Origin of the sequence: Afifella aestuarii (assembly GCF_004023665.1) — a bacterium.
GTDB classification, from domain to species: Bacteria; Pseudomonadota; Alphaproteobacteria; order Rhizobiales; family Afifellaceae; genus Afifella; species Afifella aestuarii.
This window is the reverse complement of record NZ_SAUF01000001.1, coordinates 287,619-310,122: the sequence shown is the minus strand read 5'-3', so window position 1 is coordinate 310,122 and position 22,504 is coordinate 287,619. Positions and strand designations below refer to the sequence as shown.

Below are 22,504 nucleotides of genomic sequence, written 5' to 3'. Positions count from 1 at the left end.
GGCAAATGGAACGGCTCAGAATTGGGACACGCGGCAGCGGCCTGGCTCTATGGCAGGCGCATGCGACGCGTGACGCGCTGGTCGCGACCGGGATCGACGAAGCCGACATCGAGATCGTCGTCATCAAGACCTCGGGCGACCGTATTCAAAATCGTGCACTGCTGGAAGCAGGTGGCAAAGGCCTCTTCACCAAGGAAATTGAAGAGGCGCTGATCGACAAATCCATCGATATTGCCGTGCATTCCGCCAAGGATATGCCGACGCGCCTCCCGGAAGGGCTGACGCTTGCCGCTTATCTGCCGCGCGCTGACATTCGCGATGCGGTTATTTCGCATCACGGCGGCGGGCTTGAAAATCTGCCCGAAGGTGCCCGCTTCGGCACCGCCTCCTTGCGCCGTGAGGCGCTTTTGCGGCGAGCCAGACCCGACCTCGAGATCACGCTTCTGCGCGGCAATTTGCCGACCCGCATCCAGAAGGTCGAGGACGGCGAACTCGACGCGACGCTGCTTGCCTATGCCGGCATGTGCCGCCTCGGTGTCGACAGCCATGCAACGGCGCTTCTCGATCCGTTGGAATTCCCGCCGGCCTGCGGTCAGGGCGCAGTGGTCATCGAGTGCCGCGAGGACGATGCGAAGATGCGCGATCTTCTCACCAAGATCGGTCATCCCGAAACCGCCTCTGCCGTCACCTGCGAACGCGCTTTCCTCGATACGCTGGACGGATCCTGCCGCACGCCGATCGCCGGCTGGGCACAGGTGGAGGGCGATAGGCTTTCCTTCCGAGGCCTTCTGCTTTCGCCCGACGGCACAGAAGTTCTGGAAGGCTCCGCCGAAGGTTTGGCCGCAGATGCAGAGAAGATCGGTCGCGAGACGGGCGCCGAGGTGCGCGGTCGCGCCTCTGCCGAACTGTTGGCCAAGATCGGGATCGCCTGATGCGTCTCGTCGTCACCCGCCCCGAACCTGATGGCAGCCGCACGGCCCATACGCTGATTGCTCTCGGCCATGAGGTGGTGCGTTCGCCGGCCCTTGCCGTGGTGCCGCTTCAGGCGCCTTTGCCGGAGGACGATTTTCAGGCGGTGCTGGTGACGAGCGCCAATGCAGTGCGGGCGCTTGCCGCCCATGCGGAACTCGCCCGCCTGCAGCATCTGCCATTGCTTGCGGTAGGCGACCGCACGGCCGCCGAAGGACATCACCTCGGCTTCCCGGACGTGCGCAGCGCAGGCGGCGATGTGAACGCGCTTGCCGTGTTGGCTCGCGAAACACTGAAGCCCGAAGACGGCCCGGTTCTCTACCTCGCCGCCAATAGCCGCGCCGGGGCACTCGAGGACAAGCTGGCGGCCGCTGGCTTCGAAGTGGTCTTGCGAGAGATCTACCGTTCAGAGCCGGTCAACGAGCTGAAGAGCCGCGCGCGCGACATGCTGGCCTCAGGTGAAGAAGCCGGTATCCTCATCTATTCACAGCAAAGTGCCGCCACCTTCGCGCGCACTCTGGAGACCGCCGGGCTGACACCGCTCGGAGAAAACATCGTCTGCTTCTGCCTGTCCGACCAAGCCGCCGCGCCGCTCAGACCCATTGTCCGCGGCCCGGTCCTTGTGTCAGATCGCCCCGATCAGGCTTCGCTCTTTGATATGATTGCGCGCTACCGAGGGCCTTCTTGCGACGGATAGGGTGGCAGAATGGGCGAGGCGTTCCACCAACGCCCGCATTAGGGCATAACAATTGAGGAACCGATCGCCGCGATCGGCTTTCAGCTGCAGGAGGGGCAGGTGGCCAGGCAACCTGAGGACAAGCGTATGTCCGCCTCGGGCGACAAGCGTAAACCCGTGACAATCGATCTGAAGGCCGAAGAAGTGAAGCAGAGCTCCGCGGGCGGCCCCGCCGACCCCAAAAAGAACGAAACGCCGAAGATGGCGGTTGACCGCGAGGGACGCCAGGAAGAGCCCGGCAAGACCGGCGCACCGGCCGGACCCGTAAAGCCATCGGAAGACAAGAACGCACAGCGCGAGGATGCCGTTAAGACCGGCGCCGCGAGCCGGGGCGCCGACAGCGCGAGTGCAACAAACGCAAGCGGCACGGACGCAGCGGCGAAAGGCAATGCCGCGACAGCATCAAGTGCAGCAACCGCGAAGGCCGGCGAGAAACCCTCGACATCGGCCACCGCCGCGGAGAAGGCCACCCCAGACAAAGCTTCTGCGACCTCGAACAAGACATCCGATAAGGAACCGGCCAGGCCGGAGAGCAAGACCACCGCCCCCGGCGCTGTAGGCAAAAACGCTTCCAGCGGGAGCGCTGCCGGAACGGCTGGCGCGACCGCAACTGGCACTGCCGCAACTGGTACGGCGACGGGCAAGCCGGGTACGGTCCCGAGCACGGGCACGAAAGCGGGCGCCGCCGGCAGCGCCGACAAGGGCACCGACAAAGGCGCTCCGAAGCCGGGATCCGAAAAATCCGCTTCCGGCAAGACGCCACCCCCGCCCAAGCCGCCGAAGCGCGGAGTGGGATTTGGCGGGCTCCTCCTCGCCGGCATCGTCGGCGGCGGTGTTGCGCTTGGCGGCGCCTGGGCACTGCAGACCTATGGTCCCCAATACGGCGTGACGCTTCCGGGCACCAATGGCGGCGGAGGAACGGGCGCGACGGCGGGAACAGGCAGCTACGATGCGGCAATCGCCCGCCTACAGGACGAGCAAGCGCAGCTTCAGGAACAACTCGAAGCTCTGCAGAACCGGCCCGCTGTGGCAGAGGGCCGCGGATCGGACGATCTCCGCGCGGAAGTCTCAGAGTTGCAGCGTTCCGTGGCAAACCTCATGGATCAAAACGGCGCTGCGTCGGCAGAACCGACTGCGCTCAATGATCTTCGCAACCGTATCAATTCGCTCGAAGAGCAGATGAGCGCTACAGGAGGCAGCGGCGAAAGCGCGCCCGCCCAGGCTAGCACCGGCGCCAGCGAAGAAGAGCTTCAGGCCCTCTCCGGCCGTCTCGATGAACTTTCCGGGCGCCTCGGGAATCTGGAAAACGCCGCACCCGTCGATCTCGGCCCGCTGCAACAGGCGGTGACGACCAACCAGCAGATGCTCACCACGCTGCAGCAGAGCGTCTCCGGCGCGGCAAACAGCAGCGACCTGTCGAACGTCCGCGATTCCGTTGCGGATCTGCAAAATGCGCTTCAGCAGACGCAGAGCACGACCGAGGAGACGCGAGCCCAGCGCGAAGAGCTTTCTCAGCGCATGACGAAGCTTGAAGGAAGCATGGAAAACGCGACGGCAATTGCGCCGGCCGTTGCCGCCGAAGCCTTCGCCGACACTGTGGCAAGCGGCCAGCCATACGAAACCGAGCTCAAGGCCGTCGCAGGCTTTGCCGGGGAAGACGCGGTAAGCGAGACGCTGTCGGCGCACGCAGCCGAGGGGCTGCCGACGCGTGAAGCCCTCGCCGCGGAGTTTCACACCTACGTTCCGAAAATCCTGCGCGCCGCGGACGCCCCTGAAGAGGATGTCGGCGTGATGGACCGGCTCATCGCGAGTGCGCGCGGCCTCGTGGAGGTGCGTCCCGCCGGGCCGCGCCAGGGCGACGAACCGGATGCCATTGTCTCCCGTATCGAGGCCGATCTCGCTGCCGGTCGCCTCAACGAGGCTTACACCGAATGGCAGAGCCTGCCTGAAGACGTTCGCCAACCCTCCGCCGATTGGGCCGAAAAACTCAAGGCTCGAGCCGACGCGGAAGCGCTCGCGGAAGATCTGCGGGCGAAATCTCTCTCCCGCCTCAACGCCGCCGGCTGAGGACCTGACATGATTCGCTTCCTCATTCTCATCGCCGTCGTCTTCGCCTTCGTGCTGGGTTTCTCCTGGCTGAAGGAGGCTCCCGGCGAAGTGACCCTCACCTTCGCCGACACGGCCTATACGATCGGGCTTGCCCGCGCCGCTCTCGCGGCGCTCTTGGCAATCGCCGCCGGCTTCATCGTCGTCGGGCTGATCGTTCTCATCCTGCGTTTCCCTTTGAAAGCCCGCCAATCCTGGCGCCGCCGCCGCGAACGCCGCCAGCGCGAGGCGCTCTCGACGGGCCTTCTCGCCGTCGCCGCCGGAGATCTGCGGACCGCCGAGCGTGCATCTCACGACCTGGCACGCCGCGACGACGAGCCTCTGGCATTGCTGCTTCGGGCGCAGACGGCGCAGCTGCGCGGCGACCACGCCAAGGCGCGCGAAGCCTTCAAGGGCATGCTCGGACATGACCGCACCCGCATCGTCGGCCTGAGAGGCCTGTTCATCGAGGCAGCGCGCGAGGGCGACCACGACACCGCTCGCGCATTCGCCGAGCAGGCCCGCGAGACCTCACCTTCGGCCGCTTGGGCCTCCCGCGCCCTGATGCGCTATCAGACGGCGGAAGGCTCCTGGGAAGAGGCTCTGAAGACGCTTTCGCGTTATGCCGAGACCGGCGATATCGATCGCAAGGAAGCGCGCCGTCTGCGCGCCGTCATCCTGACCGCCCAGGCAATCGACTGGGAAGACGGCCAGCCAGACAAGGCCAAGGAAGCGGCGCTCGAGGCCCATGGCCTGCAGCCGGACCTCGTTCCGGCGGCGGTTCTCGCCGGCCGCCTCTCCTCCCGTCTCGGCGACATCCGTCGCGCGACGCGCGTTCTGGAGACCACGTGGAAGGCCAATCCGCATCCCGACATTGCCGACGCCTACGCCAATGTGCGCCCCGGGGATTCCGCCCGCGACCGCTTCCAGCGTCTCGAAACCCTGATGAAGCTGCGCCCGCAGGAAGATGCCGCGCGGATGGTGATGGCACGCGCAGCAATCGGCTCACGTGACTGGGAGCGCGCCCGCGAGACGCTCCTGCCGATGATCCGCACGCGTCCGACGCAAAACGCGCTTCTGATGATGGCCGAAATCGAAGAAGGCGAGCATGGCGATCGCGGCCGCGCTCGCGAATGGCTGTCACGCGCAGTACACGCGCCACGCGATCCGGCCTGGACCGCCGATGGCGTGATCCTCGACGAATGGGCGCCGGTTTCGCCGGTGACCGGCCGCATCGACACGGTGGAATGGAAGGTGCCGATCGAGGAACCGGAGAGCCGGCGCACCATCGACATTGATGAGGCGAGCTTCCGTCCACGCGAGATCAGCCCCCTGCGCGACGAGAGCTCGGCCCCGACATTGACTGCAACCCCGGTCTCCGCGGCATCTGCGGCAAGCGGAGCCTCGACGCCCCCCACCAAGCCGGCCGGTAGCAAGCCCGACACCACCACCATACCGGCGGCGGGTTCAGCGAAGGCACAGACAGCGACAGCAACGAACTCCACCATCGCACCGGCAGCCGCCTCCGCAGCCACGAAACCCGCCGACGCCGAAAAGCCGGCGGCGGCGAAGCCGACCGATTCTCCTTCGCACGCAGCCACTGCGACAAAGCCCGAAACGCAGACGGCAGCATCTGCCGATAAGCCTAAGGCCGGTCCGGGCGCAGGCGCTTCCTCTGCGGCGGCGCAACCGCAACCTTCCAAAACGACTGCCATCCTTAGCGGGGCCGGCGCGGCAGCCGGAGTTGGGGCGATCCAGCCGCCAAAACCGCGGGAGCCTGCACCTGCCGCAACCGACACGCCGGCGGCATCGGCCGCGCCAGAGAGCGCAAAAAGCGCCACAGCAACGGATGCCGCAAAGCCGAAAGAGAGCGGCGCGGGCTCGCAGTCCGCAACATCCTTCGCAGCTCCCGTCGCCCCACAAGACAAAGTGGCAGCGAGCACAGCCAACCAGGCGGCGGACACGAAGCGGACGGATGAAAAACCGTCGACCACCTCGCCTGCGGCCAGCCCTACGCCCGCAAGTGTCGCACCTTCCGCAGCAATGACAGGGAGTCCTGCATCGGCAAATACAGCGCCCAAGCGGCCTGACCCCTTGGCCGAGGGCAAGGGCGAGCCACCTAAGGCACCGCCCGTACCGGTCGATGCGCCAAAGGACGCACATTCCGACGAAGAGGATGCTTCTCCCCGTGCCAATGGCGGTCAGGGCAATCGGCCGCGCCTCCCGGACGATCCGGGGCCAGAGGAAAAGAAACCCGACGAAGAGGCCGGACGCAGCCGCTTCAGGCTTTTCTGAGACTTTCGCCATGGCAAACGCCCATGGCAAACGGATCTCTTCCCCGCTTGCCCGCGCGCCCACATTTCGCTAAGAGGTGGCGCGCTAAGGGGCACCGCCCCTCACAGCCCGGTGTCGATCGACGACATCCTGTCGCCGAGCCAAGGCTCGGCCGGGCCGCATTAGCTCAGTTGGTAGAGCACCTCATTCGTAATGAGGGGGTCGCTGGTTCGAGTCCGGCATGCGGCACCATCGCCTCCCTTTCTCCAACCCGGGAGGCAGCCATGAAAACCCAGCCAGATGCAGCGTCGACCCCTCCGGCAGTCCGGTCACGGAAAAAGCGCTGACTATTATGCTGGCCCGATCTTTTGCGGCGTCCGAAAAACAGAGCCAGTCGGCTTACTTTCGTAAGAATTTCCCGAAGCAGATCGGGCACCGCGGCTATGATTTCTGGCTGACGCCGGGTGGTGAGCGCCTCAACCTCGCCCCGATGATTCGCGCCGATGCCGCCGCCTATTTTCTCTGAGCGCCGCATCACCTGGCATCTCGCCGCGGACCATGCGCTTTCATCGCAGGCGTGCTGTCTCAACTTTCTGATGCCTCTCGCCGAGCGACCCGAAGTCCTGTCACGGCTCGTCTCGCTGGCGCTCGACATTCCCCAGCCTCAAATGCTGCCGGTCGAAGCCGGGCCTGAAGGACGTCCCTGGTATGTCGCTTTCGAGTGGATCGGCGGCGATTATCTCAATGAGAGCCGGTCAGCCGCAAAGGGATCGGGAGTCGGAGGGCGCACCCGCGGCGCCAATTGCACCAGCGCCGATGCCTGCCTCGCCTTCCAGCATCAGGGCCGGCGCGAGACGCTGCTGATCGAGTGGAAATACACTGAAAGATACGGCGCACCGCTCGCTCCGGCAGGCCATGAGGTCCGCATCTCACGTTATGGGAATCTTGCCTTCGCTCCAGATGGTCCGATCCGCTCAGATATCGGGCTCTCGCTGGCCGATTTCTTCTACGAGCCGTTCTATCAGCTCCTGCGCCAGCAGATGCTCGCCTTTCAAATGCAGAAAGCGCACGAAGAAGGCGCAGAGCGGGTCCGCGTCCTGCATATCGCCCCGTCCGCCAATCTGGCTCTGCGCAAAGTGACATCGCCAGCGCTCAGGCCATTCGGCCGGGACGCCTTTGCCGTTTTCAGCGGCCTTCTCCAAACGCGGGACGACTTCGTCAGCTGTTCGACCGAGGCGCTCTTTCGGCCTCTGATCGACGAGCTCGGCCTCGACGATCCGTGGGCGTCCTATCTCGATCAGCGCTATCGCTTTCTGACTGCCGACAGCGAAACCACCTCTCCGAAGCTCCACCCTTAGGAGACCGACACTCCCAAGCTACGGCCTGGTGCGTTCGATCGCCTCTTCGAGCCGCGCGCGGGCGCTCGCCGACAGACGCTCCACATCGATAAGACGGGCGAGCACGAGCGGCGGATCATCCTCGTCGAGCAGCGCCAGATTGGCCTCCACCACGTCGCTCAATTCTGCGATGGCGATCTCGCCGACGGCGCGGCGATGCGCAGGCCCTGCCGGCGGCCGGTAGGCGACGCGGCTCGCAACCGTTCCCTTCTTCCACAGGAAGTCGCCGGACGATTCTTCCGTACGATCGACCTCGCGCAGATGTTTGGCGATCTGGTCGCGAATGCGCCGGCCAGTCCGCTGCCAGCCATGAGCGCGGGCGATGCGCTGCGCCAGGATATCTTCCCGCACCGGCGCTTCGGCCTCGATCACCGCCTGAACCATATCGTGCAGCGTCTGCCGGTAGGAAAAGTCGAAGAACTTGTCCGGATCCGCATGAAAGCGCGAAAGGTCGGCGATACGGAAGCGGCCGTCACCGTTCTGCGCGGATTCCGAGGGTTGCTTGTCGACCGCGTCTGGATCCGGTTGTGTCTGAGCCATGGGGAACCTCTCCGTTGTGATCGATCTGCGCCCCGCCTGGGGGCAATGTGCATAGAGGGGATAAGGTCCTCAAGAGGCAGGAGCGCGACCGACGGTGTCGCGCGACGACCCGTCCCGGCAAAAGGCCGGCTTGCGATCATCGCCCACGCATCCCATAGCTGAACCTATCCGCTCTTTGCCCGCGACGAGGATTCCTTGGCATCGTTCACCTTCCTGCACGCCGCCGATCTGCATCTGGGTAGCCCGCTGCAGGGTCTGAGCGTCAAGGATCCGGACATCGCCGCGCGCTTTGCAGAAGCGATCCGACGCGCATTCCAAAACCTTGTCGCCCAGGCGATCGAACGCAAAGTCGCGTTCCTCGTCATTGCCGGCGATATCTATGACGGCGAATGGCCGGACAACAATGTCGGCCTCTTCTTCAACCGCGAGGTCGCGCGTCTCGACCGCGCCGGCATCCCGGTCTTCCTCCTCAAAGGCAATCACGATGCGGACAGTGTCGTAACAAAGAGCATCGCGCTTCCAGGCTCGGTGCATGCCTTCGACACCGCGAAGCCGGAGAGCTTCCGCATTGACGACCTCAAAGTGGCCCTGCACGGCCAGGGGTTCCGGGAACGTGCGGAGCGCAACAATCTCGCGCTCGCCTATCCACCGCCCGTCCCCGGTTATTTCAACGTTGGCGTCCTGCACACGGCGCTGACGGGACGCCCGCCACATGCGAGCTATGCCCCCTGTTCGGCCGAGGAGCTCGCCGCGCGCGGCTATGATTACTGGGCACTCGGCCATGTCCACGATTTCGAGATCGTGGCCGAGGATCCGCCGATCGTCTTTCCCGGCAATCTTCAGGCCCGCTCCATCCGCGAGACCGGCGAGAAAGGCGCCGTCCTCGTCACCGTCGAGGACGGGCATGTGACAAACAAAGAGCGACTTCTGGTCGATGAGGCCCGTTTTGCCGAGGCGACGCTCGATCTTGCTGGCATCGAGACCATGCCGCAGCTTCTGACAGCGGTGGAAGAACGCATCGCCACCCATGCCGAGGCCGCAAAAGACCGGCTCCTGGCCCTGCGTCTCCGCCTCACCGGCCCCTCGCCGCTGCGGCGGAGGCTGGTCGCCGATCGCGCCAATTTCGTCGATGACGTGCAGGCCGCCTGCCATCGCTGCCATCCCGACATCTGGCTGGAAAAGCTCGATCTGCGCGTGAGCGAGCCGGCAACGCCGGCACAAGCGGTCAGCCCTGATCAGAAACTCGATATCGAACCGTTGCTTCAAACGCTCGTGCACGATCCTGAGATCGCCGAGCAGGCCGAGGCGATCATCGCCGAAATCACCGCCAAGCTGCCGGGCGGGCTGGGCGCGGAGAAGACACCGCTCGGTGCAGATACCACCGCTCTTCTCGCCGAAGCCGCAGATTTTCTGCGCGTCCGTCTCGCAGCCGAGGAGGATACCGATGCGCTTTGAGCGCCTCACGCTGCTACGCTACGGCGCATTTTCCGAGCGGGAGATCAGCTTCCGCGACGGGGCGAAGCTGCATCTCGTCTATGGGCGCAACGAAGCCGGCAAATCCTCCGCGCTTGCCGCCATCTCCGACCTTCTTTTCGGCTTTCCAGAACGAACCAACGGCTTTGAATTCCTGCACGGGACGAAAGCACTCCGTGTGGCCGCGAGCCTCCGGGCGGGGGACGGAACAAGCCTCACATTTCGACGAAAGCGCGGACGCAAGCTCACGCTGCTCTCCGACGACGACAGCGAAACGCCATTGCGTGACGACGCGCTTCTGCCCTTCACCGGCGGTCTGTCGCGCGATGTATTCGAGCGGGCATTCGGTCTTGATTCAACGCGCCTGCGTGCCGGAGCCGATGCCATGCTCGCCGCCGAAGGTGAACTCGGCAGTCTTTTGTTTGCTGCCGCGTCGGGGCTTTTGCATCTACGCGCCACCAAAGCCAAGCTGGAGGCAGACGCCACCCGCATCTTCGCGCCACGCGCCTCCAAAGACCGCCTCTTCTACCAGATCCGCGACCGCCATGAGGAGGCCCGCAAGGAGGAGCGTGCAAGTCAGCTCCGCGCCGGCGACTGGCGCGACCTCAACCGCGCAATCGACGAGCTTCAGGAAGAACACGAGGCTCTGGCCTCTGCGCGCGCGAAAATACGTCAGAAACTGCATACGCTGCAGCGGCTGCGCCAGATCGAACCGACGGTCGCTGAGATCGATCGCGAGACGGCACGGCTCGCCGACTTCTCAGATCTTGCACCCTACCCGTCCGGCACCGCCGAAGGTCTGGAAGCCCGGCTGAACGGGGCCGCCCGCGTCGAAGAGGCTCTGAGCGCGGCCCAGGACCGCGTGAAGGCGGCGGAAGCAAAGCTCACCGCCATCGCTGTCGATCATGCGCTCATCGACAAGGCTGAGGCGATCAGCGCGCTTTACGGAAATTCGGGCGACTATGCCAAGAGCCAGCGCGACCTTCCCCGCGTCATCGCCGAGCGCGACGATTACACGGCGCAGATGACAGAGCTTGGCGGCCGCCTCGGGATCGCCGCCACCGATCTTGAACGCCTGCAGCCGACGGATGCCGCTCTCGCTGCGCTCGAAGCTGCCGTCAGCGAGGGACAGAGCCTCAAAGCCGCTCGGGAAACGGCCGAAAAGCGCCTTGCGGAAGAGCGCGATGCTCTCACGGAACTTGCCCGTGAAGCGCCGGTAACGCCATTGATCGATCCAAGGCGCTGGGAAGACCAGCTCCTGGCGCTGCGCCCGGATCTGAAAAAGCTGGAGAAGCGCGACGAGCTCGAGCGCGGCTGCCTCGTGCAGCGGCAAAAACTCGCCGAAAGCGCCGCAGCTCTCGTCCCGACGGTCGACGATCTCGGTCGCATCGCTGCGGTCGCACTTCCGTCCGTCGAAACACTTGCCCATCATCGCAACCGGCTGAAGGCGGCTTCAGAAGAGTTGCGTCAGGTCGAAGCCGCCCTCATGCGCAACCATCAGGAGCAAGAAGCACTCCGCGTCGAAAGCGCGGAGGCAGGCAAGAGCGCACCGCCCAGCACCGCGGAGATCGATGAGGCACGCGAATTGCGCGACCAGGCTTTTGCCGCACTTCGTGGCCCCCTCCTCGGGGAGACGGCTCCCCTTTCCGAAGAGGCCGCCCCACACGCGGTCGCCACCTTCGAAGTTTTGACGAAAGAAGCCGACCGGCTGGCTGATCATGCTTTGGCGGGTGCCGAAACACTCGCCCGGTTGGCGATCGACGAGGCGGAACGAGAGACGCAGCTCCGCGAGGCAGAAGCGCTTGAACGGCAGAAGACAAAGGCGCGAGAAACCCTCCAGGAGGCCGAACGGGCCTATCGCGAGCTCTTCGCTTATTGCGGCGTAACGCCTGTCGGCGCCGACGACATGATGGCATGGCGCGGTGAGATTTCCCGTCTCCTCGACGAGCGGCGCGTCCTGCTTGAGCGAGAGAGCGAACTTTCCGCTCTTCAGCGCCTGGCCGACGAGCTTGCGCCAGCGCTTGCCGCGATCGCCGAGGGTATCGGCCTTGAAGAGGCAAAAGCCCTGCCGCAGCCGGCCTTGCTGCGCGCCATCGAGGAGCGGCTGCGGGCGCTCGCCACCACCTGGGCCGAGAGCCGCGCGCTCGCCGGACGCCGTGAGGACGCCGAGTTGCGTATCAAGCGCCTTGAGGAGGAGGCAGCAAAGCTGAACGAGCAAGAGCGCCTCTGGCAGGAACGCTTTCGCGCAGCGGCCAACGCGGTCGGTCTGTCGCCGAAGACAACGATCGCAGAGGCCGCCGCCAATATCCGTCTGTGGGAGCGCCTGCCCGATTTGCGACGCGAGCGCGATGCCCGCGAGCGTCGGGTTGCCGGGATGCGCCGCGACATTGCCGATTTCGAGACGAAGGTGGGAGCAGCCGTCGCGGAGGTTAAGACAGAGCTCGCAGGACTTCCAGCCGGCCATGCCATCAAGCTTCTCGAGGAACGGGTCCAGGAAGCCCGCACCGACGCGGCGCAACGGCGCGCGGCCCAGACGGCGCTCGCCGACGCAAAGGCGGCCCGTATCGCGAGTGAAGAGAGTTGCGAGCGCGCCCGCAAGGCGCTCGGAGAAGCGCTCACCGCCACCCCGGAGGCCAATCCGAGCGAGCTGATCGCGCGGCTGCGGGAACGCGATCGGCTGGCAGCAGATCTTGCCCGCTGCCGGGAGCGCCTTGCAGAGATATCGGACGGCGCAGGCGAAGACGCCGTGCGCACCGAACTCGCCGCCTTCGATCGCAGTCGCGCCGAGATCGACATGGAAACGCTGAGGCGGGACGAAGAGCAACTCGACCAGGAGATGGCTGAGCTCTATGCCCGTCTCGCAGAAAAGCGTGGCGAGCGCGAACGCCTGGAACGCGCGCCCGGCTCGGAGGCGGCTGCCTTCGCAAAACAGGCCGCGGAGGTCGAAATCGTCGAGGCCGCACGCCAATGGGCGGTCTTGAAACTATCAGCGGCGCTTCTCACGGCCGCGATGGAGCACCACCGGGCAAAAGAGAGCGATCCGATGATGGAGCGCGCCGGCACCCTCTTCTCCATGCTGACTGACGGCGCATTTGCAACACTTGCGCAGGAGCTCAACGAGGCAGACGAGCCGGAACTCAAAGCGGTGCGGAAGAGCGGCGAGCAGATCGCCATTTCGGGTCTGAGCGACGGGACGCGCGACCAGCTCTATCTCGCGCTTCGCCTCGCCTTTCTGGAGGATTACTGCCGCCACAACGAACCGGCGCCCTTCATCGGCGACGATCTCTTCCAGACCTTCGACGATGAGCGCACGGCAGCCGGCATCAAAACGCTTGCAGCTTCGAGCACACACTTCCAGCCGATCCTCTTCACACATCACAGAAGCGTGGTGGCAACAGCCGAGCAGGCTCTGGGCCAAGACCTCGATCTGATCGAGATTTAGAGCGGGGCACACCCGAAGGTTGGCGCGCCTTACCAAGCCGTCACTGGCAACGGCACGCCTCTTGCACTAGCTTCAGTGCCAAAGGGATCCAACAATGCTCGATGCACTGCGCAACTTCCTGACTTTCAAGGGCGAAGAACAACAACGCCCGTTCACCGACGACGATCAGCGACTGGCCTTTGCCGCATTGCTCGTCCATTGCGTCGCCGTCGATGGCGCTGCCGGCGAAGATGAGCGCGCACGTATGCGCGAAATTCTTAAGGCGGATTACGGTTTGAGCGGGGACGATCTGGAGCGTCTGATCGCCGAGGCCGAGCGCGTCGACGCCGAAGCGATCGACCTTTACCGCTTCACCAGCGTGTTGAAACGGCAGATGACCATCGAAGAGCGCATCCGCGCGGTGGAAAGGCTCTGGGAAGTCATCTATGTTGACGGCGAAGTGCATGAATTCGAAGACAATCTCGTCTGGCGCGTCGCCGAGCTTCTGGGCGTCGATCGCAATGCGCGCATCGGTCTGAAGCACGCCGTGGCCGAGCGTCACGCCCAGAGCGAGCGCGAATGACACGATGAGTGATGCAAAAATCCATTATCTGAGGCGTCAGCTCTCGGAAGACGCCGCCAGACGGCCTGTGCTTGTCATCCTGCACCAGGAAACATCGAGCCCCGGAAAGCTCGGCCAGATGCTGCAGGCGAAGGGCTACCCCCTCGATATCCGTCGGCCGCGCTTCGGCGATCCGCTGCCTGAGACGATGGCCGATCACAGCGGCGCTGTCATCTTCGGCGGTCCGATGAGCGCCAACGACACCGACGATTTCGTCAAGCGCGAGATCGACTGGATCAATGTCCCTCTCAAGGAAGAAGCCCCCTTCCTCGGCATCTGCCTTGGCGCCCAGATGCTGGTGAAGACATTGGGCGGCGAGGTCAAAAGCCATTGCGAAGGTTGCGCGGAGATCGGCTTCTACCGGCTCGACGCGACGCCTGAAGGGGCCGCGATGATGGACTGGCCGAGCCATGTCTATCAATGGCACCGGGAAGGCTTCGACCTGCCGACAGGCGCGACGCTGCTCGCTCGTGGAGAGCTCTTTCAAAACCAGGCGTTCTCAATCGGTCCGGCCGCTTTCGGCGTGCAATTCCACTCCGAGCTCACATATGCGATGGCCTGCCGCTGGACGGTGCGAGGCGCGGAGCGCATGAACCTGCCAGGGGCGCGGCCAAGGCCTGACCACATGGCCAAATGGTTCCGCTACGATCCGCCCGTGCGCCAATGGCTCGACGGCTTTTTAGACAGCTGGATCGCGCGCGACGGCCGTGCACCGAGGGCTCAGCTGAGCGACGCCGGCGCGTCGGCCGCAGCAAAGAGCGTCGTCTCCAGCCAGTCGAGGATCGCTTCAAGCTGAGCCGCTGTTGGCCCCTCCGGCGGTTTCGGTCGGCGGACCAGCACGACGGGCAGGCCCAAAAGGCGCGCCGCCTCGATCTTGGCGCTTGCACGACCTCCTGAATCTTTCGACACGATCCATTCGATCCCGTGTTCCTTGAAGAGCGCGATCTCCGCCTGCGGGTCATTAGGCGGGCGACCCAAAATGACCTCGCCGCGCGGAAACTCCTCTCCTGCCACTGGCGGTTCGATCATGCGCATCAGGCACCACAGATCCTGGCGCGCCGCAAAGGCCCGGATTTCGCGACGTCCCGCGGCGAGAAAGACACGCGCGCCCTGCGGAATCGAGGCCGCGGCCCCCGCCATATCGACAACCTCGATGAAATGGTCTTCCGGCCGGCGTTCGAAACCAGGGCGCACGAGTTTGATGCGCGGCACCTGCGCCATTTCGGCTGCCTCTTTGGCGTGCTGCGCGATGCGTGCGGCAAAAGGATGCGTCGCATCGACGAGTGCGTCATAACCGCCCTCTCGCAGAGCCTGGGCGAGCCCATCAGGCCCGCCAAAGCCACCGCGGCGGACATTGCCGGCCACCGCCTGAGGCAGACGCGTCAGCCCGGCAAGCGAGGTGACGGTGTCGAGGCGGGTGTCTCCCGCAAGCCGCGCCGCCAGTTCTCCGGCCTCCGCCGTACCGCCCAGGATCATCACCTTGGCCATGAGCTCTCCATTCATTCCCGCGTGTACCGATAGACCGAAACGCGCCGCCAGATTGTGCTTTGATCAAAACGCCTTGAATGCAGCACAGGCAAGCCCGCGAAGGCACTTGTCTTGCCGTTTTCCTCCTGCAAAAAGAGCGACATGGACGCTCTGCCCCCCTCCCCCCTCTTTGCGGACCTGCCCCAGTTCGAACCCGGCCATGTCTGGCTCGTTGGCGCCGGTCCGGGCGACCCCGGTCTGATGACGTTGCACGCTGCCAACGCCCTCGCCCAGACCGATCATGTCATCTACGACGCGCTCGTCGATTCCTCCGTGCTGAAATATGCGCGCCAGGGCGCCGTCATCGAATATGCCGGCAAACGCGGCGGCAAGCCCTCGGCCAAGCAGCGCGATATCTCGCTGCATCTCGTCGAGCTCGCCCGTGCCGGCAAGCGCGTGTGTCGTCTGAAAGGCGGCGATCCCTTGATCTTCGGGCGCGGAGGCGAAGAAGCCCTGACGCTCGTTGCCCACAACATCCCCTTCCGCATCGTGCCGGGCGTGACGGCCGGAGTCGGTGGCCTCGCCTACGCGGGCTTTCCCTCCACGCACCGCGACATCAACCATGTCGTGACCTTCCTCACCGGCCATGATCAGACGGGCCTCACCCCCTCCTCGATCGACTGGCAGGCCCTCGCCAAGGCCTCACCGGTGATCGTCATGTATATGGCGATCAAGCATCTGGCCGGCATCGCCGACGCGCTGATGGCGGCGGGTCGCGGTCCCGACGAATCTGTAGCGATCGTCTCAGAAGCGACGACATCACGTCAGCGCGTTCTGGAAACCGTGCTTGGCCGCGCGGCGGAGGATTGCGCGGCTGCCAAGATGGAGCCGCCGGCACTCGTCGTTCTCGGCGAAGTGGTGAAACTGCGCAAAGGCCTCGACTGGCTCGGGGCTCTGCAAGGCCGTAAGCTCGATCCGGACCCTCTCGGCACCGGCCTCGATCTCTACGCCAAGGAGGCCGGTAGCGCGGCATGAAGGGTGGGCCGAAGGCATTTCTTATCGCCGGAGGCTCCAGCCATTCCGGCAAGACGGTTCTGACGGCAGGCCTCATCCGCGCCCTGATCCGACGCGGGCTGAAAGTGAAGGCCGCCAAATGCGGGCCCGATTACATCGACCCGCGCTTTCTGGAAGCGGCCTCGGGCGCGCCGGCGATCAATCTCGATCCCTTCGCCATGCGGCCGGAGCGGCTTCGCGCGCTCGCCGCCCGTCAGGCGGAAGGCGCGGACCTTCTCGTCGTCGAAGGCGTGATGGGGCTTTACGACGGCGGTGCGAACGGTCTCGGTTCGACCGCGAGCCTCGCCGCGCACCTCGCGCTTCCGACCTTCCTCGTCGTCGCAGCCAACGGCATGTCGCAATCGACGGCGGCCGTGGCGGAGGGCTTCGCGCGACTGGCCGACGGTTTTTCGCTTGCAGGCGCGATCGTCAACCGCGCCGGTTCCGAGCGCCACCAGGGTCTGATCCAGGAAGGCTTTGCGCGTGCATCCGTGCCGCTGATCGGAATCGTGCCGCGCGACGAGCGACTGGCGCTGCCGTCACGGCATCTGGGGCTCGTCCAGGCGGAGGAGAATGAGACGCTCGATGCCGTCATTGAGGCATCGGCAGCGCTGATCGAGAAACATGTCGATCTCGATGCTGTCCTCCAGGCGGCCGAACCGCTCGGCGAAAACCACGAAAACGCCGCGACCCTTCCCCCTCTCGCCCAAAAAATCGCCCTCGCGGACGACGTCGCCTTCCGGTTCGCCTATCCCCATTGGCTCGCGGACTGGCGCGCCGCCGGTGCGGAGATCACCACTTTTTCGCCGCTCGCCGACGAGGCGCCGGCAGACGATGCGGGTGCGATCTTTTTGCCTGGCGGATATCCGGAGCTTTATGCAGGAAAGCTCGCCGCGGCCACGACCTTCAAGCGTGCCATGCGCAACGCGGCGTCGAAAGGCCAGCTCGTCTATGGCGAGTGCGGGGGATTCATGACGCTCGGCGACGGTTTGATCGACGCCGAAGGCGAACGGCACGAAATGCTTGGGCTTCTGCCGCTCGTGACGAGTTTCGCCGCGCGGCGTCTCCATCTCGGCTACCGCCGGCTGACGCCGCTTGCCGGCAGGCCCTTCGCAGGCCCCCTCGGCGGACATGAGTTCCACTACGCCAGCATCGTGAGCGAAGGCCCGGCGGAGCGCCTCTTCGACAGCCGGGATGCTGCCGATACGCCGCTTGGCGAGGTTGGCCTCTGCCGCGGCAGCGTATCGGGCTCCTTCCTGCATGTGATCGACCGCGCCGCGTAAGGCGCGGTGGCTCAAGCGTCGCGCGTGGCGGCGCGAAGGATGTGGGAATGCGACGCGTCGTAAAGCGCACTGTCGCGGAATTCGTCCGCATCGAGTGCCCGGCCGATGAAGATGAGCGCGGTGCGGGTGAGCTTCTTCTCGCGCACTTTCTCACGCACATTGGCGAGATCGGTGCGGATGAAATCCTCATCCGGCCAGCCGACGCGATACGCGACGATGACGGGGCAATCCCCACCGACGACCGGCGTCAGATCACGCTCGATCGCGAGAAGATTGCGCACCGAAAGATGCACCGCCAAAGTCGCACCGGTCTTGGCGAAGGCAACAAGGTTCTCCCCCTCCGGCATCTTCGACGATTGCATTGCGGTCCGCGTGATGACGACCGACTGGCTCACCTCGGGAATGGTGAGCTCCTGTCCGAGAGCTGCCGCGGCGGCCGCAAAGGCGGGAACCCCCGGCGTCACGTCATAGGCGATGCCGAGCTCTTTCAGTCGCCGGATCTGTTCGGCGATCGCGCCATAAAGCGAGGGGTCACCGGAATGAACGCGGGCGACGTCCTGGCCCTCGCGGCAAGCCTCTTCCATCACGGCGAGGATCTCGTCGAGCGCCATCGGCGCCGTATCGCGCACGAGGGCATCCTTCGGCGCGGCGGCGACGATCGCTTCCGGAACGAGAGAGCCGGCATAAAGACAGACCGGGCAGCTTTCGATGAGCTTCAGTCCGCGCACGGTGATGAGGTCCGGCGCGCCCGGCCCCGCACCGATGAAATGCACCTTGCCAGTGGGTTTGTTGTCGAGACTGGTCACGCTGTCGTCTCCTTTTCGGGGGCCTGAACTTTGCGGTGGTAGTCGCGCGGCGTGAAAAGGAATTCGCGTCCGCCTGCTGTGAAGGTTCGGCTCGTCGACGATCCGACGACGACGAGGCTCATCATGTCGACGTCGTCGACGGACAGTTCGCCAAGTGTGGTGAAATGCAAGCGCTCACCCTCCCGCCCGAGAAGCCGGGCAATCACCACCGGCGTCTCCGCCGGACGATGGGCGAGAAAGATCTCGCGGGAATCGGCAAGCTGATGCCGCCGGCGCTGCGAGACCGGATTGTAGAAGGCGACGACGAAATCGCCTTGCGCCGCCGCCTCGACACGCGAACGGATGGTCTCCCACGGAGTCAGAAGATCGGACAGCGAGATGAGGCAGAAATCGTGGCCCATCGGCGCACCGAGGCGCGAGGCCGCAGCCTGGAAGGCTGAAATGCCTGGCGCCACGACGAGGTCGACACGCTTCACCGCGGAAGCGGGAGCAGCACCTTCCAAGACCTCGCAAACGAGCGTGGCCATCGCATAGATGCCCGGATCGCCGGAGCAGATGAGAGCGACCGATCGGCCTTCGGCCGCGAGTTCGAGCGCCTTCTGGCAACGGTCCCGCTCTTCGCCGAGCGGCGAATCGATGCGGGTTTTATCGGTGATATGGGCGGCGATCAGGTCCAGATAGTAAGAATAGCCGATGACCGTATCGGCACCGGCGATGAGCGCGTCCGCCTGCGGCGTGCGCCATTCTGCGTCACCCGGCCCGATGCCGACGACCGCGAGCTTGCCGCGGGCACGCCCGACGGACGCCGTCTCGATCGGCGATGGTGCCTCGGCGATGGCGCAGGTGGCACGCGCGCTCTTCTTCTTGGCGACGACGAGAAGCCCTTCGGGTCCGACGGCGGCGAGGGCTGCCGCTTCGGCGACCCCATGCGTGCCGACTTCGCGGAAGACCGCCTCTGAAGGATTGTCGAGGCGCGGTGTTTCGTCCTCGAGGCGCGCAGCGGTGAAGAAGCGCGCCGGCACGCCGAGCATCTTGGCCGTTTCCAGGATCGCCGTCTCGTCGGCCTTCAGATCAAGCGAGACGAGGCAGGCGACCGAATGCAGAGAGAGCCCGGCTTCTGAGAGCGTTTCCTGGACGAGGGTCATCACCTCTTCCGTGTCGGCACCCCGCTCACAGCCGACCCCGATCGCAAGCGCCTTCGGGTGATAGACGAGCGTCTGCGCATCGCCCTTGCGATCTTCGGTCGTGGCGACGAGCTTAACGGAGCTGTCGGCTCCGCGCGGCAGGGCACTTTCCTCGATCCAAGGTAGATCCCCTTCAAGCTCTACCGTCGCACCAGCGAGAAACGCCGACATCACATCCTTGGCGTCTTCCGGATTGGCGAGCGCAAAGCCGTGCGGGGGCTCGTCGAGCGCGATGCCGAAGCGGGTATCACCGGCCGTGGTGATGGCGGCGAAGCCCGAGAGCTTGGCCGCAATCTGCCGCGCCAGACCGTTGGCGCCGTGATGGCCGCCGAGAAGCGGCACCACGGTGCGACCATCCTCGGAAAGAGCGAGGACGGCGGGCTCGCTGCGCTTATCGGAGAGAAGCGGGGAAAGGACGCGCACCAGGATACCGGCCGCACAGATACCGACGATCGGCCGACCGGCCTGGAACAGCATCCGGCAATGCGCCCCCGTATCCTCGAAGACACAATTGGCAGGAGCAGCACCGCTTTCCACGGCCTTCTTCAGGGCGTGGACGTCGCCCCCGATCGCTTCCCGCAACCTGTTCGCGGTCACAAGGCCCCGTTCGGTCAAAGCGAGAAAGACGGGCGTCATCGTTCAACCTTCGCAATCAGGATCATCGAGAAATAAGGCGCCTCGTCGGCTTCGAGCTCGGCAAGCGGCACCACTTTTTGCTGCGGCAGGCTCGCATGCGAGACGTAGACGGCTTCGTCGAGCCGCCCGAGATCGGCGATGAGCTCCTTGAGCTGCGGCAGATGACGGCCGACTTTCAGGATCGCCGCCGCTTCGCTTTCACCGAGGCGCGCCTTGAGGATCGCCGGGTCGAGCGTCGCCGGAAAGACATTGAGCGTACCCGTGCGCCGTGTCAGGGGCCGGCTCGCGGCCGCCGCAACGGCGGTGAGCGAGGAAACGCCCGGCACGATCTCGCAGCCGAAGCGCGGGCACAGCCGGTCGTGCAGATACATGAAGGTGCCGTAGAAGAACGGATCGCCTTCGCACAGCACAATCACGTCTCGACCGTCTTCGAGCTCGGCGGCGATCTCTTCCGCGGCGCGGTCATAAGGCTCGCTCGGGACATGTCCGGCGCGCATCGCAATGCGGATGACGATCTCGCGTGTGTCGCCTGCAATGTGCTTTGCCGCGATCGCTCGTGCAAAGCTCTCGCCGGGATCCGGGGCGGGATAGGCGATCACCTCTGCGCTTTCGATGATGCGCGCCGCCTTTAAGGTGATGAGCTCCGGATCCCCGGGCCCGACACCAATGCCATAAAGTTTGCCACTCATTCCGGGAGCAGACCTCCGTCATCCATTCTGGTTTCGCCAACGCTCCCCTTAACCCAGGCCCATTGCGTGACGGGCATCGCAGGTCGCCAGCCGTGATACGGGCCGATCGCCTCCGCATGCGAGACCGCAAGGCGTGTAAGCTCACCCCCTGAGCTTTGATGCTCGGCGAGAAGGACGGCTTCGCTTTCAAGCGTCACCGCATGCACGACGAGCCGGCCACCGGGCTTCAAGGCCCGGCGCGCCAGTGCAAGTGTTTCCGGCCGCACGCCACCACCCACGAAGACCGCATCGGGCGCAGGCCAGTCCGCAAGCGCCTCCGGCGCCTCGCCCTCGCGAATGTCGAGTTCCGGTACGCCGAGTTCCAAGGCGTTCTTCGCCGCCATGGCCCGTCGCTCCAACCGCGGCTCGAGCGCGATCGCACGCGCATGATGCGCCGCACGCATGAACTCGATGGCGACCGATCCGGCACCCGCGCCGATATCCCAGAGAAGAGCGCCCGGGAACGGGGCAAGCCGCGCGATCGCGGCCGCGCGCACTTCCCGCTTCGTCATCTTGCCGTCATGCGTGAAGGCATCGTCCGGCAATCCGCCGGAGCGCGGCATGAAGCGGGCGCCAGGTCCGGCGATGCATTCGACCGCAAGCGTGTGGAAATCGGCGGTCTCCGCCGACCAGTCACGCGCCCGACCTTTGATGCCGGTTTCTTTCTTCCCGCCCATATGGGCAAGCGCCACCATGCGGCTGTCGCCGAAACCGCGCGCCGTCAGATAGGCGGCAACGGCAGCCGGCGTCGTGCCATCATGCGAGAGAATGAGAAGCTTCGCACCGGGATAGACAGACAGCGCCAGCCGACCGATCGGCCGGCCATGCAGCGTCACCATCTCGACACGCTCCAAGGGCCAGGCGAGCCTTGAGGCCGCGAGCGCGAAAGCGGACAGACCCGGGATGATGAGCATCTCTTCGGGCGGAATGGAGCGGGCAAGCGTCGCACCGATCCCGAAATGCATCGGATCACCGCTCGCAAGCACCACGACCCGCCGCCCGCGATACTCAGTCAGACGACTCACGAGTTCACTTAAAGGGCTGGGCCAAGCGAGTTTTTCCCGCTCGTCCTCGGGCAGCATGGTGAGATGGCGCTCGCCGCCGATGAGGATTTCGGCGTCGTCGACCAGCCGCTGAGCGGCGGCGGAAAGACCAGAAAGACCATCCTCACCAATGCCGATGACGAAAAGCCAGGGTTTCATGCTGCCTCCTCACCGATCATGAGCGCGTTGAGCGCCGCAGCCGCCATCGCAGATCCGCCACGCCGACCCCTGAGCGCGACGAAGGGCAAGCCGAGACGGTTGGCGATCAGCGCCTCCTTGGATTCCGCCGCACCGACGAAACCGACCGGGAAGCCGATGACGAAGGCTGGGCGCAAAGCAGGGTCTTCGGCAAGTTCCAGAAGGTGGAAGAGAGCCGTCGGCGCGTTGCCGATGACCGCGATGGCACCCGAAAGCCGTTCGGTAAGAGCCGAAAAGCCCGCGGCTGTCCGCGTCGTTTGAAGCTCGCCGGCAAGCCGCGCCGCATCGGGCTGCGCGACCGCAGCCTCGATCGCATTCCCGGCGGTCAGATGCCGCCGCGCAATCCCCGCAGCGACCATCGCTACATCGCAAAGGATCGGGGCACCGGCCTCAAGAGCCGCACGCCCCGCGGCACCCGCCCCCTCCGACCATGCGAGATCGGCGACAAGATCGGGCATCCCACCGGAATGCACGACGCGTTTGGCGAGCGGCCTGAGGTCGGCAGGGACCCCAGACAACTCGCATTCCGCTTCGATGATCGCAAAGGAGCGGCGGGTTATTTCGGCGCCGTCGCGCAGATAGTCCATGT

19 protein-coding genes and 1 tRNA gene are annotated in these 22,504 nt (G+C 65.2%); 13 read left to right on the top strand and 7 right to left on the bottom strand.

All coding sequences use genetic code 11. The features are described 5' to 3' along the window. Positions 1–5 precede the first annotated feature (5 nt). The 7 genes from hemC (at position 6) to EO094_RS01325 (ending at position 7,422) form a co-directional block, all read left to right on the top strand. Positions 6–932, top strand: coding sequence for a hydroxymethylbilane synthase (gene hemC / locus EO094_RS01350; protein ID WP_205649796.1), 927 nt, complete (start codon positions 6–8; stop codon positions 930–932). Then, positions 932–1,666 (top strand): uroporphyrinogen-III synthase, encoded by a 735-nt coding sequence (locus EO094_RS01345; RefSeq protein ID WP_128290559.1) that lies wholly within the window; start codon positions 932–934, stop codon positions 1,664–1,666. The genes hemC and EO094_RS01345 overlap by 1 nt, the downstream gene beginning before the upstream one ends. 99 nt (positions 1,667–1,765) lie before the next feature. Further along, on the top strand, positions 1,766–3,772 hold the full coding sequence (locus tag EO094_RS01340; protein WP_128290558.1) for a hypothetical protein: 2,007 nt from the start codon (positions 1,766–1,768) through the stop codon (positions 3,770–3,772). Positions 3,773–3,781: 9 nt separating this feature from the next. Next, positions 3,782–6,085 carry a heme biosynthesis HemY N-terminal domain-containing protein gene (locus EO094_RS01335; protein WP_128290557.1) on the top strand — a complete coding sequence of 768 codons (2,304 nt, stop codon included), beginning with the start codon at positions 3,782–3,784 and terminating at the stop codon, positions 6,083–6,085. 155 nt (positions 6,086–6,240) lie between these two features. Next, positions 6,241–6,316: transfer RNA gene (locus EO094_RS01330), tRNA-Thr, on the top strand. Continuing rightward, entirely contained in the window at positions 6,306–6,590 is a 285-nt protein-coding gene (locus tag EO094_RS18365; RefSeq protein ID WP_164879509.1) for a hypothetical protein, read from the top strand. Before EO094_RS01330 ends, EO094_RS18365 begins: the two co-directional genes overlap by 11 nt. Further along, the gene (locus tag EO094_RS01325) at positions 6,568–7,422 is read left to right on the top strand and encodes a PGN_0703 family putative restriction endonuclease (protein ID WP_128290556.1); all 855 of its coding nucleotides are present in this window, start codon (positions 6,568–6,570) and stop codon (positions 7,420–7,422) included. Before EO094_RS18365 ends, EO094_RS01325 begins: the two co-directional genes overlap by 23 nt. Positions 7,423–7,440: 18 nt before the next feature. On the opposite strand, the gene EO094_RS01320 is transcribed toward EO094_RS01325, so the two are convergent. After that, positions 7,441–8,001, bottom strand: coding sequence for a DUF3320 domain-containing protein (locus EO094_RS01320; RefSeq protein ID WP_128290555.1), 561 nt, complete (start codon positions 7,999–8,001; stop codon positions 7,441–7,443). A 195-nt stretch (positions 8,002–8,196) separates the two neighbouring features. On the opposite strand from EO094_RS01320, the gene EO094_RS01315 reads away from it, so the two are divergent. From EO094_RS01315 to EO094_RS01300, 4 genes are all read left to right on the top strand, one after another. Beyond that, entirely contained in the window at positions 8,197–9,456 is a 1,260-nt protein-coding gene (locus tag EO094_RS01315; RefSeq protein WP_128290554.1) for a metallophosphoesterase family protein, read from the top strand. Beyond that, positions 9,446–12,916 carry an ATP-binding protein gene (locus EO094_RS01310; RefSeq protein ID WP_128290553.1) on the top strand — a complete coding sequence of 1,157 codons (3,471 nt, stop codon included), beginning with the start codon at positions 9,446–9,448 and terminating at the stop codon, positions 12,914–12,916. The genes EO094_RS01315 and EO094_RS01310 overlap by 11 nt, the downstream gene beginning before the upstream one ends. Before the next feature lie 94 nt (positions 12,917–13,010). Further along, positions 13,011–13,478: a tellurite resistance TerB family protein gene (locus tag EO094_RS01305; RefSeq protein ID WP_128290552.1), complete on the top strand. Its 468-nt coding sequence runs from the start codon at positions 13,011–13,013 to the stop codon at positions 13,476–13,478. A 4-nt stretch (positions 13,479–13,482) separates the two neighbouring features. Then, a complete protein-coding gene (locus EO094_RS01300) occupies positions 13,483–14,313 on the top strand; it encodes a glutamine amidotransferase (protein ID WP_128290551.1) in 831 nt (276 codons plus the stop codon). Here EO094_RS01300 and EO094_RS01295 read toward each other — a convergent pair. Further along, complete coding sequence (locus EO094_RS01295; protein WP_164879508.1) at positions 14,238–15,005, bottom strand: cobalt-precorrin-6A reductase; 768 nt, start codon at positions 15,003–15,005, stop codon at positions 14,238–14,240. The genes EO094_RS01300 and EO094_RS01295 overlap by 76 nt on opposite strands. Before the next feature lie 141 nt (positions 15,006–15,146). Between EO094_RS01295 and cobA the strand changes: the two genes are divergently transcribed. Continuing rightward, entirely contained in the window at positions 15,147–16,019 is an 873-nt protein-coding gene (cobA, locus tag EO094_RS01290) for a uroporphyrinogen-III C-methyltransferase (protein WP_128290549.1), read from the top strand. Further along, positions 16,016–17,320: a cobyrinic acid a,c-diamide synthase CobB gene (locus tag EO094_RS01285; protein ID WP_128290548.1), complete on the top strand. Its 1,305-nt coding sequence runs from the start codon at positions 16,016–16,018 to the stop codon at positions 17,318–17,320. Before cobA ends, EO094_RS01285 begins: the two co-directional genes overlap by 4 nt. Positions 17,321–17,331: 11 nt before the next feature. Here EO094_RS01285 and cobM read toward each other — a convergent pair whose 3' ends face one another. From cobM to EO094_RS01260, 5 genes are read right to left on the bottom strand one after another with little or no spacing between them, the layout of a single operon-like run. Next, entirely contained in the window at positions 17,332–18,126 is a 795-nt protein-coding gene (cobM, locus tag EO094_RS01280) for a precorrin-4 C(11)-methyltransferase (protein ID WP_246008328.1), read from the bottom strand. Beyond that, complete coding sequence (gene cobJ / locus EO094_RS01275) at positions 18,123–19,946, bottom strand: precorrin-3B C(17)-methyltransferase (RefSeq protein WP_128290547.1); 1,824 nt, start codon at positions 19,944–19,946, stop codon at positions 18,123–18,125. The genes cobM and cobJ overlap by 4 nt, the downstream gene beginning before the upstream one ends. Next, complete coding sequence (gene cobI, locus EO094_RS01270) at positions 19,943–20,635, bottom strand: precorrin-2 C(20)-methyltransferase (protein ID WP_128290546.1); 693 nt, start codon at positions 20,633–20,635, stop codon at positions 19,943–19,945. Before cobI ends, cobJ begins: the two co-directional genes overlap by 4 nt. Then, a complete protein-coding gene (gene cbiE, locus EO094_RS01265) occupies positions 20,632–21,876 on the bottom strand; it encodes a precorrin-6y C5,15-methyltransferase (decarboxylating) subunit CbiE (RefSeq protein ID WP_128290545.1) in 1,245 nt (414 codons plus the stop codon). Before cbiE ends, cobI begins: the two co-directional genes overlap by 4 nt. Continuing rightward, on the bottom strand, positions 21,873–22,502 hold the full coding sequence (locus tag EO094_RS01260) for a precorrin-8X methylmutase (protein ID WP_128290544.1): 630 nt from the start codon (positions 22,500–22,502) through the stop codon (positions 21,873–21,875). Before EO094_RS01260 ends, cbiE begins: the two co-directional genes overlap by 4 nt. Positions 22,503–22,504 lie beyond the last annotated feature (2 nt).

What these genes read in the sequence shown, in the direction of transcription:
- cbiE (WP_128290545.1), bottom strand. Translation starts at nt 21,876, where the DNA reads ATGAAACCCTGGCTTTTCGTCATCGGCATTGGTGAGGATGGTCTTTCT.
- EO094_RS01335 (WP_128290557.1), top strand. Translation starts at nt 3,782, where the DNA reads ATGATTCGCTTCCTCATTCTCATCGCCGTCGTCTTCGCCTTCGTGCTG.
- hemC (WP_205649796.1), top strand. Translation starts at nt 6, where the DNA reads ATGGAACGGCTCAGAATTGGGACACGCGGCAGCGGCCTGGCTCTATGG.
- EO094_RS01345 (WP_128290559.1), top strand. Translation starts at nt 932, where the DNA reads ATGCGTCTCGTCGTCACCCGCCCCGAACCTGATGGCAGCCGCACGGCC.
- EO094_RS01325 (WP_128290556.1), top strand. Translation starts at nt 6,568, where the DNA reads ATGCCGCCGCCTATTTTCTCTGAGCGCCGCATCACCTGGCATCTCGCC.
- EO094_RS01320 (WP_128290555.1), bottom strand. Translation starts at nt 8,001, where the DNA reads ATGGCTCAGACACAACCGGATCCAGACGCGGTCGACAAGCAACCCTCG.
- EO094_RS01300 (WP_128290551.1), top strand. Translation starts at nt 13,483, where the DNA reads ATGAGTGATGCAAAAATCCATTATCTGAGGCGTCAGCTCTCGGAAGAC.
- EO094_RS01260 (WP_128290544.1), bottom strand. Translation starts at nt 22,502, where the DNA reads ATGGACTATCTGCGCGACGGCGCCGAAATAACCCGCCGCTCCTTTGCG.
- EO094_RS01295 (WP_164879508.1), bottom strand. Translation starts at nt 15,005, where the DNA reads ATGGCCAAGGTGATGATCCTGGGCGGTACGGCGGAGGCCGGAGAACTG.
- EO094_RS18365 (WP_164879509.1), top strand. Translation starts at nt 6,306, where the DNA reads ATGCGGCACCATCGCCTCCCTTTCTCCAACCCGGGAGGCAGCCATGAA.
- cobI (WP_128290546.1), bottom strand. Translation starts at nt 20,635, where the DNA reads ATGAGTGGCAAACTTTATGGCATTGGTGTCGGGCCCGGGGATCCGGAG.
- cobA (WP_128290549.1), top strand. Translation starts at nt 15,147, where the DNA reads ATGGACGCTCTGCCCCCCTCCCCCCTCTTTGCGGACCTGCCCCAGTTC.
- EO094_RS01285 (WP_128290548.1), top strand. Translation starts at nt 16,016, where the DNA reads ATGAAGGGTGGGCCGAAGGCATTTCTTATCGCCGGAGGCTCCAGCCAT.
- cobJ (WP_128290547.1), bottom strand. Translation starts at nt 19,946, where the DNA reads ATGACGCCCGTCTTTCTCGCTTTGACCGAACGGGGCCTTGTGACCGCG.
- EO094_RS01310 (WP_128290553.1), top strand. Translation starts at nt 9,446, where the DNA reads ATGCGCTTTGAGCGCCTCACGCTGCTACGCTACGGCGCATTTTCCGAG.
- EO094_RS01305 (WP_128290552.1), top strand. Translation starts at nt 13,011, where the DNA reads ATGCTCGATGCACTGCGCAACTTCCTGACTTTCAAGGGCGAAGAACAA.